Below are 16,276 nucleotides of genomic sequence, written 5' to 3'. Positions count from 1 at the left end.
GCCTGGCTTTTAATTATCCTGAATTTTTATTCATTTATTGTTCCCAGATAAAAAGGTTTAATCCTTTTTTAGCCTGGACTGAAAGCCAATAAAATAAACTTAAGATTTTCAATTATTTGATGTTGTAGTTTTATGTTTTTCTAACCAAAAAAATAAGCCGGAGAAATTACTCCGGCTTATCAACCTAACCACCTAAAAAGCTTAGTAAGTAACCAGCAAACTAAGCGTAAACTTTTTATTACTATTAATTAATAATATGGCTTTATAAATTCCCGGAGATACATTAAGCTCTACAGGGATTTTTCTGGTAAATGTTTTTGAATTATAGCTTTTAGACCAGATCTTTCTTCCCGTGAGGTCATAAATGTCTAAAAGAGCGCTTTCAGCATCCATAGGAGAAACAATGGTTGTTTTAAATTGAAAGGGATTCGGGTAATTAAAAGCTTTTAATTCGGGCTTCTCGTCTAGTAAAGGATCTACTTCGGGTTTTAAGGGCGTAAACTCATCTATAGTAAACATAACATCTTGAAGCCTGATATTGTAATCCTGAAAATTTGAATAATTACCCTTAATTGAAAATACAACTGCCTTAAGGGGTTCACCAGCATAAGTTTTAGAACCATTAGTGAATTCAGATAGATTGAAATTGTTGACTGTAAAATCTTCATTCACTTCCATTTGCAGCCTGTACCTTTTTTCCCAATTTTCAAGATCTTCCGTAACGAGAATGATTTCCATTGGTAATGAGTTTTTTGCATTGAATTGAATAGATTTAAAATCTTCTACTTTAAAAGACTGATCACCGGGTAGAATTGTCCTGAATATGTTTGCAGTGCCATAAATACTTCCACGTGCATAAACATTTCTTTCCAGATGAAAGATGTCTTTTCCGGTTTGAAGATTCCCGGAAATAATTTGAAATTCATCTACCCTGGTTTCGTTTTCAGAATAATCCATTCCCCAGGGACCATCTGCGAGGTACAGTGCATCTGCGGTTGGTGAATTGTTTCCTTCTATTTGAAAGCCAATATCAAATAATTTTCCAGCCTCAAGGCTAAGTTCCTGTTCAAATTCTGTATTTAGTGCTACGTTTTTTGAAATTTTGGTTTCATCTTCAGTTTCGGTGGTTCGTAAATTTCCGCTTAAATTTAAGCCAGAATCTTTATTTTTATTCTTCACGATCAGGTGAAGCCGGCTGTCTTTATAAAAACCACTTTTAACAAAAACAGTAGGGTGCTTGCCGGCTACCTCATCGCTTGTCATTGTTTTATATGCATTCAGTTTGTCTATAATATGGCCTGTGATACTGCTAACCTGTCCCATATTGCTTCCCCATATTTGAAAATTTAGGTAGTCTCCTTCAGGATAATCTGAGATATTCCAGTAAGAGTGTAGTTTTGGTTCCTCTGAAATACTTACCGAAAAATTCACAGCGTATTCTAATTGTCCGCTGGCTCTTAGCATTTTCAACATTATCAGGTTATAACCTTTAAGTTTAAGAGTTCTAATATCTTCCAGGCTAGATGCGTTTAAGCGGTCGCAAATTACCTTTGAATGATCGTAGATTCCATTTTTGGTTTCAGTCATTAAAGCAGCTGCAATTCTTTTGTTGCCCTGGTAATAGTCGGCAGAAAAGACTTGTGTCGCATTGGTTATGCCCATAAGGTCTTCTGGGCTGGATATTTTTGCAGTTTCTGAACCAAACATACCGGTTTCTGGTATAAGGCTGGTAAGATCATAACCTTTAGGGTTTTTTTGTACTGAATATTTCTGTACAAACTTTTGCTGTTTTGTCTTCTGAAACTTATTATAGCCCGATTTAAGTCTGTTGAAATTTCTTTTAGCAATTAATTTAGCCAAATTACCGTCGCTTTCTAACCCACCTTTATTGGCAGAGGAAACATCTGTTGCAGATTTTACATCGACCAGGTTTTGAGTTTTAATAGCATCATATGGGTTGGCAGTTACGTAAAAGATAGCATCATTAAAATCCTGATCACACGAAGCATAATCTCTTCTAATATCTTCAAATCCCAGGTAAACTCTCTCATTTTCAGGGTCAGATAGTAAGACTGTATGATGCTTTAAGTTTTCATCGGCTTCAGGATTAAAATCGGGATCGGAATGGATTTGCCACAGCCCCTTTGTTACCTGAGATCCATTCCAGGCATTTGCCAGTAAAATCCAGCCTATCCCGGTTCCCGACTTAAAATCACCAATCTTAACTTTATTTCCTTTCCGTAGGCCGCCGCCGTAACCACTTTCCGAAGCATTGGGAAAGATTATAGTTATTTCATTATCCCTGGGTTGCTTTCGGTTTTTATCATTTATACTATAGGTATAAAACCCAAGAACGTTTTTATACCCGGCACCTTCTTTTACAAAAGTAACCCATACTGTGGCATCTTTTTGCAGTTCAATATTAGTATCATAACCTGACGTGATATAATGCGGATTATAATCTGGCACAGGATAACTTTCAGGTAGCGCATTCATTATCATATCAATACTTTCAGTACTTATAACATCATCTACAGGCTCCAGGTATTCTGGTACTCCCTGGGAATCATATTCACCCAAAAAATTGAAGTTTTGGGCAATTATGTACTGGTTAAGAATAAAGAAAAAAAGTAGTAGTAGTTTTTTCATAGTAGATCGATATTTTTAGTTTAAATGGAAACCATCAAAAAAATTGTGCTTTAATGTCTACCCGAAATGCACACCGTACTTTTCCATAACATTTTCGCGAATATTCTTGATATGCTGTTCTTTACTCTTGGGAACAATAAGCAAGACCTCCTTGTTTTCCAGCACCATGTAATCTGTAAGGCCATCTATGAAAACAACTTTATCCTCTTCGGTACGAATAATATTCCTTTTAGCATCTATGGGAATAAACCTTGAATTTACCACAGTATTTAATTCTTCATCAGTTGGCAATTCATCTTGCAAGGAACACCATGTACCCAGGTCATTCCAGGAAAAACCTGCCGGGATAACTTTTACATCTTTAGACTTTTCAATAATTCCATAATCAATAGAAATATTTTCGGCCTTTTGGAAATTGGCAGCTAAAAAACCAGGCTCTTCTGTAGTGTTGAAATACTCCTGTCCGGTAGAAAACAATTGATACATCTGCGGAAGAAATTTTTGAAACTTTTTCAGGATAGATTTGGCTTTCCATACAAAAATTCCGCTGTTCCATAAATATTCCCCAGAAGAAACAAATTGCTGAGCCGTTTGAAAATCGGGCTTTTCGGTAAATCTGGTAACTTTATAAACTTCATTAGAAGTAGCCGGGTTATATTGAATATATCCATAGCCAGTATTTGGAAATGTAGGAGGAATACCAAAGGTTATGATCTTATCGTTGCTTCCAGCTTCAAAAAAAGCTAATTCCATATCTTTTTGAAACTGTTCTTCGGTCTGAATCCAATGGTCGCTGGGAGCAACCAACATTTTAGCCGCAGCATCTTTTTTGTGAATTTTCATTGCAGCAAGTAGGATGCATGGGGCGGTATTTCTCATTACCGGCTCCAGAACAATCTGTTCATCCTTAATTCCTGGTAGCTGTTCTTTAACGATCTCGCTATAGCTACTATTGGTTAGAATATAAATGTTGGCAACTGGAATGAACTTTTGAAGCCTATCAAAAGTAGATTGGATTAAAGTTCTACCACTTCCAAGAATGTCCTGAAATTGTTTTGGGTTTGTTTGCTTGCTTACAGGCCAGAACCTACTTCCAACCCCGCCGGCCATAATTACCGCATAGTTATGATTTTTCATCGCTTCAATTTTAAGTAGTTAGGTATTTCGTTAGTTAAAAATACCTCAGGAAAGCGATAAGCGGATTTTTATTCGATTAAGCCAATTTTTGTATACGCGAATGGGAAGTTTATATAGATGAATGGTTTATAGAAGGTTAAGCCTCTTATCAATTCAGGTCTATTACTGCGACTTACAGGAACAACATCTTTTTCAATTAGTACACTGTTATCTTCGATATCTATAATATGTTTGGTGTTAATAACAAACGATCTATGAATCTTTAAAAACAGCTCGTCTGGTAATTTATCGGTAATTTTTTTAAGGGTGGAGTGTACCGTATAGTTTTTCTCAAAAGTTTTAATTTGAATATAATCGCCTTTTGCTTCAATTAGATAAATACTGGGAATATCAATCTTTATTAGTCTTCGGTCTATATTTACGTATAGATTATTATCTGATTTATTAAGGTCAGAAACCGGGTCTTCTGTTTTAATTGAAGGTTTGGCCTTTAGTGCTTTCTGAACTGCTTTGTCAAACCTCTCTTGCGTGATGGGTTTTACCAGGTATCCTAAAATACAATCATATTCAAAGGCCTCTATGGCAAAGCTTTTATCTGAAGTGGTAAGAATAATATTTGGTGGGTTTTTAATGGTTTGAATAAAGTCAAAGCCCGTAAAATCTGGCATATGTATATCAAGAAAAATAAGATCTGCGCTATCTTGATTTAGGTACTTAATTGCTTGCATGGCATTAGAAAACTCTGCCTCTAATTCCAGATTTGGATTTTTTTCAATTAATTGATTAATGATTAGTCGGGCTGTAGCTTCATCATCGATTATTAAAGACTTCATTGTAAAGATTTTTGGGACTTTATAAACCTAAGCATTTTTTCCAGTATTTCCTCAAATTCAGGCTGTTTATTATTTTGTCCTTCCCTTAATTCAGCCTCATAGAGCTCGGCCAGGTGATAGGCTTTTTCAAAACCTAAAATGCTTATTTTATGTTTTAATTTATGAACACTGTCTGAAGCATTTTTATATGCTCTATTTTGAGTGTTTTTCCTGAACACCTCAATTTCTCCGGGTAATTCTCGTTTTATAACTTTTAAAAGTTCTATTTCAAAATCTTTATCCCCACCAGAAAGTTGTTGGATATATGAGAAATTTGCTTGCTCTTCCATTATAGAAAAATACAAAAAAAAATAGGAATATGATACTTTACCGCTAATTGTAAAATATGCGTTACTGTTATGCAGTTTTATTCAAACTAAAATAGAAAGTGGTTCCTATTCCTGTTTCACTTTCCAACCATATCTTTCCATTGTTGAGGTCTATTATTTTACGCACTATACTTAAACCTATGCCGGTAGACTTTTGGTGAGTACTGGCCGAACTAAAAATTTTGAATATTTTTTCGTGATATTCTTTTGGGATTCCGCAACCATTATCCTTTATAGAGAAAATATACTCTTTATTTTTTTCTTCAACATCTATTTCAACCAAACCTTCGGTTTTATCGATATAATTAACGGCATTACTTATTAAATTTTGGAATAGTTGCTGTATACCGGTTGCATCTGCTTTAATTACGGGTAGTTTATTTTTTATTACAACTTTTATATTTTTTGGGATGAAAATCATAGATAAAATTTCTTCTACAACTTCATGAGTATCTACATTTTCGGCAATTGTCGTGGTGCTGCCAATACTGGAATACTTTAAAATACTCTCGATGAGGTGATCCATTTTTTCCACCTTGTTTTGCATAAGGTCTATATTGGTAACACTTTCTGGTCCTAATTTGTGGGCAAAGTCTTCACGCGTCCAGCTCAATAAAGCAGAAATATTCCTTAGTGGAGATTTAAGATCATGCGAAACCACGTGCGCATAGTCGTTTAATTTTTCGTTCTGGCTTTCCAGACTTTTCAAAAGCTCAACCTGTTTCTCTTCTAACTTTTTCCTGTCGGTTATATCTAAATGTATACCTATGGAGCCAATAACATTTCCATTCACATCGTAATTTGGGGCGCCACTAACTAGCCAGTTACGTATTTCGCCAGATTTCACTCTAACCTTTAGTTCGTAAGAGTCTGATAATCCTTTTCCCCGATCTGAATTTTTGGACAAAACAATATTTTCCTGTTCTTCGTGCAATAAAAGCTGGGAAGCAACTTTTCCTTTTAATTCTTCCTCAGAATAGCCGCTTATGTCACAGAAACTATGGTTTGCCATGAGAATTTTATCGTTGTTGTCTACTTCTATAAGGCCAAGGTTCATATTAGCTATAATATTGCTATACTTTTCCTTTTGAGCCCTTAAGCTTTCTTTATAACGCTTAGGAATGGTAACATCATCATAGCTCCATAAATGTCCTTTGTATACTCCTTCACTATAGATTGGGATATAGCTTCTTTCAAGAATTCTACCATCTTTTAAATGAAGTTCTTCTGCAAGAACTGTTTGTTTATTCTCTAAAAGTTGAGTAATTCCTTCTACAAATTGCTCTGGTTTTTGAAAGTGGTGCTTAGATTCTTCAGCAGCATTGCTACAGTCGGTTCCAATTAGAACTTCCGGTGGTACGGGTATATTAAACATATCGCAGAATTTTTGATTGGTTAAGCTAATATGCCTGGTTTCATCTTCTAACAAAATACCAGTTTCCAGATTCATAATTAGCGTAGCCATTCTATTTTCTGACTCTTTTAATTTTGTGTTTGCTTCTTTCTGCTCTGTAATGTCTTCAACCGTGGCTACCATAAGGTCTGTGATCCCTTTACTGTCTTTTACCCCGGTAACAGAGGTTTTAGCCCATACTATTTCTTTATTTTTAGTGATATATCTCTTTTCAATATTAAACCTATCTATCTCTCCTTTAAACATTTTCTGCCTAAGAATTTTAGATTCTTCAATATCGTCTGGGTGGGTAAGATCCTGAACCTGAACGTTCATAAACTCTTCTTTTGTATATCCTAACATATCACACATTGCCTGGTTTACCATAATTAAACCACTTTCAAGGCTTTTGGATAAGCTTACACCAATAGGAGAGTTTTTAAAGATAATATCCAGTTGTTGCTTTTGCTCCTCCATTAACTTTCTAAGACGCATATCCTCGGTGATATCTCTGGCAATCCCCTGGGCTGCTATGGGATTTTCATTAGAGTCGTAAATAACGCTGGCATTTATCTGAACTGTTTTTTCTTCACCATTTTTAGTGATAATTACAGCTTTATAATTATTAAATTTTCCGTGTGTAATTAACTCTTTAAATGTTTCGAAGGTGTAGTCTAGATACTCTCTTTTTACAAGCTTCACCAGGTTTATAGGTTCTAGGCTTACATTATAACCAAGAAGATCTATTGCAGCCTGGTTCATTTTAATGACATCTCCTGAAAGTTCCATTACCACGTAGGCATCAATAATGTTTTCGAAAACACCTTCAAGTTCAGATGTTTTCCTGTTTAGAAGATCCTCTAATGAATTTTTAGATTTTCTTAATTCTTCAGAGAGGTTATAGAGTTCTGTAGACTTCTCTTCAAGTATGTTTTCTGCAGCTTTTCTGGCTGCTTTTTCACGTTGTAGGGCTCGTTCTAATATTTGAATTTTTTGGTCTAATTGCATGGGGCTGCATATATATCTTAAATTTTACCTGGCTACCATCATTTTTAATCAATTCTGTTTCAATGTAACAATTTTTATGATAATGCTCAAAGGTCTTTTCCATTAAAGCTTTTGCAAACATATACATGGAACGTTCAGAAAAATACATCATTTCAAGTGAATCTTCTTTCTGATTCGTAATTTTGAAAGTAGGTAGTTCGGCCCCGGGATAAATTTTTCGCACCTGTACATGAATGTGATTTTCTACAGATGCCAGCATTTCTATAGGAGAACTGTATAGGCTAAATATATCTTTGTGATGCCTGGTTAGTACGTGAAAAAAAAACTTCCCATAGGCGTAGATAAGATCATTAGCCGGGATACCGGTTTCGATGCTTAGGTTTCCTATAAGTTTCTGCATTTCAAAGAAATCATAGGTACCCACAGAAGTATAAACCCCATTGGATTCGAGTTGAGAAGAAGAGATGATTTTATCCATGGTTTCGAGTCCAAATTCCTGTTCTACCATATCTAAAAATTCGGTGAATACAATTCCTTTCATGTTAGGCTTTAATTAATTCGTTTAGGCTCCAGTATTCTAGAACAGCTTTTATTTTAGTAACATAATCATCATATTTTAAAGGTTTTATGATGTATCCAGAGACGCCAATTCGATAACATTCCAAAACGTCTTTTCTATTGTTCGAAGTGGTTAAAATAACGGTAGGTATATATTTTAAAACATCATTAGCCTTTAAAATGCGTAGAAATTCTATGCCATTCATTTTGGGCATATTTAAGTCCAGGAAAATTATATCGGGTAAGCTTTGATTGCTCTTTAATATATCTAAAGCCATTTCACCATCCTGGGCTTCGTGGAAAATATGTTTTAGTTCTAATGAACTTAAAGTGCGATTTAATTTCATCACTTCAATTTCATCATCTTCAATAAAAAGTATATTTAATTTCTTTCTCATTTTAGCGAAAATATAGTTAACTAACCTATCAAATATGCTACAAAGATTTTTAATTTAATTTAAATTTCGTTCAGATTTGTTTTAATAACGGTGAATGGTATTTAAGTTTAGATGTAACGTGATTCATTTAAATATTTTCCCACTCAATTTTTAAGGTAAGCCTAAATAAAATATGGTGATTCTTAAAAGGGTTTCTTAGTAGTTGTTACCTTGTTGGCTTACCTGTTTTTTTGACTATTATTTATTGGCACCTCCGAAGGATATAATACCCCGAGACTTACCTCGAAATAAAAAATCTTTTCATTAAATTAATCCCTGTCTTACCAGAAGGGAACTCATTACTATTAAATTCTTTTTCAGGAATTCTCTGTGAATAGAAAGATCTAATTAATAATTATAAGAATTTAGCTTAAGACAAGTGAAAATCTTAAAGATTTTTCAAATCATAATTTTTTATTAAAATTAATTTTGTTTTTAACAAAAAATCAACATAAGTTAGTCAGTAATTTATGGAATGAATAAAAATATTTTCAAAAAATTACATTTTTATATAAACAGATTTAAGTGACATATAGTTTTAATAATAGGTGATTTATATTTTTTCGGGGATGGCTGGCAATATGGTTAAAATGACCTTATGCTATAAAGTCCTTTAGTTCTTCTTTCTAGTTAGAGAGAGATTTGGCTCCTTATTAATTCGTATAGGCTAAGGTTAAGAATGAGCATTGGTTCTCATTTCATAGCTTGTAAGCTGTAAAAAATAATTCTGCCAAGATTATGGATGAATCAAAATCAGTAGATGCAAAACTTATTGAATTAGTAAAAAAAGGCGACCGTTCTGCCTTTAGAACAGTCTTTGATTTATACGAAAAGAGGTTGTATGCTTTTGTGTTTTCCATTACCAAATCGCACTATTCTACAGAAGAGCTGTTGCAGGAGATTTTTATTAATCTGTGGCAAAAGAAAGCTGATATAAAAACCTCTTTGTCTTTTAATGCCTTTATTTATACCATAGCGCGCAACCTTACCTATAATCATCTACGCAAAATAGCTAATCAGGAGAATTTGAAACAAGAATTATGGAAAAATATAGCTTTTCTTAATGATGTAGAAAACGAATTGATATACTCGGAATATCAGGATATTCTTGAAGATATTTTAGCGGGCCTTCCTCAAAAGAAGCGTAGCATTTTTATATTATCCAGGAATGAAGGGAAAAGCAATCAGGAGATTGCTGATTTACTGAATATATCAAAGAAAACGGTAAAAAACCATCTTTGGGAAACCCTAAAGCAGATTAAGGTTGAGCTACAACCACATCTCGGACTTCTATATCCTGCTTTTTCCTACCTTTTATCCTAAACCTTCCCTCCTTAAAATTAAAATATTCGAATAAAATTTAGATTTATTTGGGACTTTTTGTGTTTTGATGTGTATTACTATTAAACACAAGGTTTAAATCGTTAAATGATTGATAAAAAATATATCGATGAGCTTTTTGATAAGTTGGTGAATAACCAGCTTACAGAAGAAGAGTACCATAAACTCATCGCTATTATAGATAAAGCGGAAAATCAGGAAGAAATAAAAGGAATTTTGGGAGAATACCTGGAAACCGAAAAAGCTCCTGGTTTTGCTTCTAATAGAAATGAAAAGGATGTAGACAAGCTTTTTAACCGTATAATGAAAAGCCTAGATGAAGAGGAATTAGAAGTTAAAGGAAAAGAAACCTGGGGCAGAAAAATTTCTATACATCAATTTTATAAAGTAGCTGCTGTTTTAATCTTTTTGGTCGGATTATTTTATTTTTTCAATAACGATGCTTTTACATCTCAAGATACTGCCATTACAACTTCCGGCAGTATAGATAAAGATAATGTTACACTTAAGTTAGCAGATGGTGAGGTGGTAGTTATATCACAAAATGAGCAAAAAGAAATTCTGGGTAGAAAAGGGGGAGTAGTTGCAGAGCAAAATGGAAGTTGGTTAACATACACGGGTAAAAACAAAACTAAGAAAGTTTCATATAATGAATTGTCAATTCCATATGGTAAAAAATTTGACCTGGTTTTAACCGATGGAACGCGTGTAACACTTAATGCCGGGAGTTGGATTAAGTATCCTGTACAGTTTTCCAAAGATGGAAGTAGAAAGGTGTTTTTTAAAGGGGAAGCATATTTTGATGTTGCGGAGGACAAAATTAGACCATTCGTAGTAAAAACAGGTGCAGTTGGCGTTGAAGTTCTGGGTACCGAATTTAATGTCTCAAATTATCCCGAGGATAGCCAAATTAATACTGTTTTAGTTGAAGGTTCGGTGAGAATAAGAGCAAAGAACAATAAAGATGATAAAACTTCTTCCAGGTTGCTTCTTCCAGGGCATAAAGCAGCCTGGAGTAATAAAAATGGCAGCATGACCATGGAGAAAGTAGATGTTTCAAAATATATCGCCTGGAAAGAAGGTATCCTAAGATTTGAAAACATGCAGTTTAGTGATATAAGGAGAAAATTGGAACGGCATTTTGGTGTAAGTATAAAAAACAATAATCAAGTTCTAGAAAGGCAGGTTTATACAGCTACATTTAAAGAAGAAAGTATAGAGGAGATCCTAAACGCTTTCAAAGAAGACACTCCTTTTGAATTTGAATTGAACGATAATAGAGTAATAATTAAAACTGATTAATTTCTAAAACCAAAAAATAAATATGAGTTGAATTAAATAATTTGAAATCTAAAAAGAAATCACTTGTATAAAAAAACCGGAAAATGTTGGCCCATTTCCCGGCTTGAAAAAGTGATCTAAGCAAATAAGTTAAATCACCTAACCACTACAAAAGTATGAAAAAAAAACACTATCCGTGTAGGCTTTCCCATTCTGAAAAGCTACCTAACCTTAGCCTAAAAATGAAACTAACTACACTTTTATTAATTATTTCATTATTTAAAATTCATGCGAATACTTATTCCCAGGACAAGAAAATTACCTTAGAAGTTCAGAACGCAACAATAAAAGAGGTTTTTCGTGAAATAGAAGATCTTTCAGAGTTCAGGTTTTTGTATAATCAGAATAAAGTAGATGTTAATCGAAAGGTTTCCTTAAATGCTTATAAAAAACCTATTTCTGATATCCTTGATTCTTTATTTTCCGAGACCGATATTTATTTTAAAGTAAAGAAAAAGCAAATTATCCTTAAAGAAGGAAAACCTAAAGAAAAGCTTATCCCAGGCACTAGTAATGTAATGCAGGAAACGATCACAGTTACCGGTACAGTTACTGAAGCAGAAACCGGTATGCCTATACCGGCGGCAAATATTTTGGAAAAAGGAACTTCAAATGGCGTAATGAGCGATTTTGACGGGAATTTTTCAATTAAAGTGTCGGCAGATGCAATTTTGCAAATAAGTTATATAGGTTATGCTACCAAAGAAGTTAATGTTAATGATCGTAACGAAATCGATATCGTGTTAGAAGAGGACGCTGCTGCTTTGGAAGAAGTGGTTGTAGTGGGGTATGGAACTCAAAGAAAAGGAAGTGTAATAGGAGCCGTTTCACAACTTAATTCTAAAAATATTGAGGATCGGACTGTTCCGAATATAACCCAATCCTTAACAGGGCAAATGCCAGGAGTTACTGTAATTCAGCGTTCTGGGCGACCGGGCTCAAGTGGAGGAGAATTATCAATCCGAGGTGTTGGTTCATTTGGAGCGAATGCAAACCCGTTAGTGTTAATTGATGGTATCCCAGGAGACCTTAGTCAAGTTAATTCAAATGATGTTGAAAGTGTTTCTGTATTGAAAGATGCTGCAGCGGCAGCTATTTATGGTTCCCGTGCTGCTAATGGTGTTGTATTAGTAACTACGAAAAATGGAAAGAAAGGAAAATTAGATGTAAAATATCAAGGTTATGTTGGATTTCAACAAGCAACTCAATTACCTGAAATGGTTGATTCATGGGAGTATGCAGAACTATATAATGAGGCGATAGGGGATGATGTTTATACATCGGAGGATATCCAAAAATTTAAGCAAGGAAATGATTTGGACAACTACCCTAATTCTAAATTTGTTGAATCTGTGTTTAAAAGAAATCCCATTCAAACTTCTCATAATTTTCAAATTAATGGAGGTAGTGAGGCAACAAGATATTTAGTTTCATTAGGATATTTAAATCAAAAAGGACTATTAGAAGACAATAATTACTCCCGTTATAATTTACGTTTAAATTTAATAAATGAAATTAATGAGAAGTTGACTTTAACTACACGGTTATCTGGCACACAAGAGATTACAGAGGAGCCAGCTCCCCCTGGTGGTATTGAATTTGACAATATGATGGCAATCATAAATGAGGCTGTGAGGGTTCCCGCGATTTATGCAGGACAATTTTCCGATGGAGATTTTGGGACAGGGCATGCACAAATGGGGACACCTCTGTCTTTTATTGAAAGTGAATCTTTTTATACAAATAAACCATTTAATTTTAATGCAAACATGAAATTAGATTGGAATATTTTAAAATCATTAAAACTATCTTTAATAGGTGGGTACGAAAAAAACACAAGAAAATCTAAGAGATTTTTAGCCTCTCAACGTTTAAATGCAAACCTTTTATTGGGTCCAGCTAGCCTTAGACAGATTTATGATGAATCTTCCTATCGTACTATTCAAGGTATAATGGAATTTGATAAAAAATTTGGTGACCATGATATAGAAATACTAGCGGGTTACTCCTTCGAAGACAATCATTACGAAATAATGAATGGCTTCCGAGATAAACTGCCAAGTAATAACCTTCACGAGATAAACGTAGGTTCTCCAGAAGGGCAACAGATAAATGGAACTGCAAATGAATGGGCTCTACAATCTTTTTTTGGTCGAGCAAAATATGAATTCAGAAAAAAATATTTATTCGAAAGCACTATGCGTTATGACGGTTCTTCCAGATTTCCAAAAAATAAGAAATATGCTTTTTTTCCATCTTTCGCTATAGGTTGGAAATTATCTGAAGAAAGATTTTTTACAGATGCGCTACCTTGGATAGATGATTTTAAATTAAAAGCATCCTACGGAAAATTAGGAAATCAAAATATTGGTAATTATCCTTATCAAACGGTTTTTTCTTCAGGCTATGATTATCCTTTTGGCGGAAGTCTTCATCCGGGTGTAGCAATAACAAATATAACCGATAGTAATTTGCACTGGGAGAGTACAACTTCTCATAATGTGGGGGGTGATTTTACTCTGCTAAACAATAATTTAGATTTTAGTATTAACTATTTTATTAAAAAGACTACAGATATTCTTTACAAACCTTCTAGTAGTATATCCTCAATTTTAGGAAAAGAAATTTCAGAAACTAATACTGGAAGTTTAAGAAATGAGGGTTGGGAATTTATGATGTCTTATAATAAAAGTTGGAACGATTTCAGAATCAGTCTTAGTCCCAATTTTTCCATAATTCATAACAAAGTACAGGATTTAGGAGTGGGGAATATTCAACAACCAAATGGTCTTGTAGGTAATGGTAATGATTTATTTATAGGTTATCCTATGAATATTTATTATGGATATGTTGCAGATGGGTTATACCGTGATGATGATGCAATTGCGAATGGAGCTGATGTCTCTAAAATTAATCCTCAACCAAAGCCTGGAGATATAAAATATAAGGATATAAGTGGGCCTGATGGCGTACCTGATGGGCAGGTTGACGCAAAGTATGACAGAAAGATTCTTGGTAGTAGAATTCCTAAATATACCTTTGGTTTTAACTTAGGAGCGAATTATAAAAATTTCGATTTTAATGTTTTATTCCAAGGAGTAGGTGGTGTGAAAGGCAGGTTAAGTGGATATGCTGGTACAGCTTTTTATAATACAGCATCCATTCAAAGATGGATGAAAGAGAATAGATGGACTCTTGAAAATCCAAATCCAAATGCTAGTTACCCTAGGTTAGAAATAGTTTCAAATCAAGGAACTCCTAATACTCTCGAATCTTCTTACTGGATTTTAAATGCTTCTTATTTAAGGCTAAAAAATGTTCGAATTGGTTACAAACTGCCATCGGAATTATTAAATAAATGGAAAGTTAAGAATATTCGTTTTTATTTATCTGGGGAAAATATTATTACTTGGGATAAATATCCTCAAGGTTGGGATCCAGAAATAAATTCAGGTGGACAGTTTTATCCTATTCTTTCTAACTATACTTTAGGAGTTACTATTAATATTTAATAAAAAGAACAATGAAGAATAATTTAAGAATCGTAAGTTTTGAGAGTTTGATTTTAATTTTTGCTTGCATACTTTTTATTGGATGTGAAGCGGAATTAGAAAAAAATCCGTTAGATGAGTTTGCCACAGAAACATTTTGGAAAAGTGAGAATGAAGCATATTTGGCATTAACTGGAGTTTATCGAGGAAACATTCAAATGAATAATCCTGAATTCAGTCCGACGGATTGGTGGTCTTATAATGGTTTGATGTTTTTAGAGTTTGCTTCTGATAATGCTTACGATAGAAGAGGGGATAATGCAGCAACGGTGAAGTTGTCTAATGGTACTAATACAGCAACAAATGGATATGTTAAAAATTATTGGGAGAATAGTTATAACAAAATCTCACGTTCTAATGATTTTTTGGAAAATATAGATAAGGTGTCTATGGAAGAAGAAAAAATATCTCGGTATTCTGCTGAAGTAAGAGCCATACGAGCGTGTCAGTATTTTTATCTTGCCCAGTACTGGGGAGATGTACCATTAGTGACGAGTTCTATTAATTCGGAAGAGGCAAATAAAATGAGACGTACATCCAAAAAGGAGGTTATGCAGTTTGTTATTAATGAGTTGCAATTAGCTGCAAAATCTCTGCCTTCACAAGCTAACCTAGAAGCTTCTGAAGTAGGAAGATTTACAAAACAAGCAGCCTTGGGTTTTTTGGGGAGAGCTTTACTTGCAGAAGAAAAGTTTGAAATGGCAGGAGAAACTTATAAAGAAATTATTGATATGGGAGAAAATATTATTGATCCTAATTATGAGTCACTTTTTGAAATAGAAAATGAGAATAGTCAAGAAATAATATTCAGTACTCAATATGTGAAAAACGAAGGTTCTAATGCAATGTTTCAACATTTTTTTCCTGCTGTAAAAGGTGGATGGCATATGTTTAACCCTTTAGCAAGCTTAGTGGAAGCTTATCAATTTAAGGATGGTACTCCATTTTCTTTTAAGGATTCAAGATATGATGCAGAAAATATTTCCAAAAATCGTGATCCACGCTTAGGATATTCAGTGCTTTTTAACCGTAATTCCTTTGGCAATAAGCTGTATATAACACACCCTGACTCTACTTCATCCCCAGATCAGCTTGGAGCAGGTAAACAAACTACCCAGACAGGTTTTGGATTAAAAAAGATGATGAACTCAGACTTTGAGGGGAATTTAAGTAACTCGGGGGTTAACCTTCCTATAATTCGTTATGCTGAAATTTTATTAGGTTATTTGGAGGCTAAACTGGAAGCCGGCGATGCTATTAGCCAAAGTTTATTGGACGAAACAATTAATAAGGTTCGGGGTAGAGTTTCAGTAAATATGCCCCCGATTACGGTAACTAATAAAAATTCTTTAAGAAAAATTTTAAGAAATGAAAGACGGGTAGAACTGGCTTTTGAGGGAATTCGTTACTGGGATTTATTAAGATGGAAAACTGCTGAAAAAGTATTAAACAATGATTTTTATGGAGCTCCTTTTCCTAATACCGATAATATTCGATCGAAAATAAATCAAGATATAGACTCACAGCATAGATGGTATGTAACAACTAGAAATTTCAGGCCCAATATTGATTATTTATGGCCTATTCCTCAAAGTGAAATTAGTATAAACACAAATTTGGAACAAAATCCGGGGTATTGATACCAACTTTTTATTATGGA

General features: G+C 34.0%; 10 protein-coding genes and 1 pseudogene. 4 read left to right on the top strand and 7 right to left on the bottom strand.

Features of this window, described 5'->3' with window-relative positions:
* Window positions 1-201 precede the first annotated feature (201 nt).
* From GUB10_RS09640 to GUB10_RS09610, 7 genes and pseudogenes are all read right to left on the bottom strand, one after another.
* On the bottom strand, window positions 202-2,649 hold the full coding sequence (locus GUB10_RS09640; protein WP_193711225.1) for a DUF4114 domain-containing protein: 2,448 nt from the start codon (window positions 2,647-2,649) through the stop codon (window positions 202-204).
* A gap of 57 nt (window positions 2,650-2,706) precedes the next feature.
* Window positions 2,707-3,786: a mannose-1-phosphate guanylyltransferase gene (locus GUB10_RS09635; protein ID WP_193711224.1), complete on the bottom strand. Its 1,080-nt coding sequence runs from the start codon at window positions 3,784-3,786 to the stop codon at window positions 2,707-2,709.
* A 126-nt stretch (window positions 3,787-3,912) separates the two neighbouring features.
* A pseudogene (locus GUB10_RS09630) lies at window positions 3,913-4,619 on the bottom strand (LytR/AlgR family response regulator transcription factor).
* Window positions 4,616-4,948, bottom strand: coding sequence for an Hpt domain-containing protein (locus GUB10_RS09625; RefSeq protein WP_193711222.1), 333 nt, complete (start codon window positions 4,946-4,948; stop codon window positions 4,616-4,618). The pseudogene GUB10_RS09630 and the gene GUB10_RS09625 overlap by 4 nt, the downstream one beginning before the upstream one ends.
* Before the next feature lie 67 nt (window positions 4,949-5,015).
* Window positions 5,016-7,388 carry a PAS domain S-box protein gene (locus GUB10_RS09620; RefSeq protein ID WP_193711221.1) on the bottom strand — a complete coding sequence of 791 codons (2,373 nt, stop codon included), beginning with the start codon at window positions 7,386-7,388 and terminating at the stop codon, window positions 5,016-5,018.
* The gene (locus tag GUB10_RS09615) at window positions 7,339-7,929 is read right to left on the bottom strand and encodes a heme NO-binding domain-containing protein (protein WP_193711220.1); all 591 of its coding nucleotides are present in this window, start codon (window positions 7,927-7,929) and stop codon (window positions 7,339-7,341) included. Before GUB10_RS09615 ends, GUB10_RS09620 begins: the two co-directional genes overlap by 50 nt.
* A 1-nt stretch (window position 7,930) precedes the next feature.
* Window positions 7,931-8,344 (bottom strand): response regulator, encoded by a 414-nt coding sequence (locus GUB10_RS09610; protein ID WP_193711219.1) that lies wholly within the window; start codon window positions 8,342-8,344, stop codon window positions 7,931-7,933.
* Between the two features lie 777 nt (window positions 8,345-9,121).
* On the opposite strand from GUB10_RS09610, the gene GUB10_RS09605 reads away from it, so the two are divergent.
* The 4 genes from GUB10_RS09605 (at window position 9,122) to GUB10_RS09590 (ending at window position 16,256) form a co-directional block, all read left to right on the top strand.
* Window positions 9,122-9,706, top strand: a complete 585-nt coding sequence (locus GUB10_RS09605) for an RNA polymerase sigma factor (protein WP_193711218.1) — start codon at window positions 9,122-9,124, stop codon at window positions 9,704-9,706.
* A gap of 105 nt (window positions 9,707-9,811) precedes the next feature.
* A complete protein-coding gene (locus tag GUB10_RS09600) occupies window positions 9,812-11,026 on the top strand; it encodes a FecR family protein (protein ID WP_193711217.1) in 1,215 nt (404 codons plus the stop codon).
* A gap of 221 nt (window positions 11,027-11,247) precedes the next feature.
* Entirely contained in the window at window positions 11,248-14,577 is a 3,330-nt protein-coding gene (locus GUB10_RS09595; protein ID WP_227740358.1) for a TonB-dependent receptor, read from the top strand.
* An 11-nt stretch (window positions 14,578-14,588) separates the two neighbouring features.
* On the top strand, window positions 14,589-16,256 hold the full coding sequence (locus tag GUB10_RS09590) for a RagB/SusD family nutrient uptake outer membrane protein (RefSeq protein WP_193711215.1): 1,668 nt from the start codon (window positions 14,589-14,591) through the stop codon (window positions 16,254-16,256).
* Window positions 16,257-16,276: the final 20 nt, after the last annotated feature.

The organism is Salegentibacter sp. BLCTC (assembly GCF_015143665.1).
Lineage (GTDB): Bacteria > Bacteroidota > Bacteroidia > Flavobacteriales > Flavobacteriaceae > Salegentibacter > Salegentibacter maritimus.
Note: the sequence above shows the minus strand (reverse complement) of the source record. Positions and strands in the feature narration are given on the sequence as shown.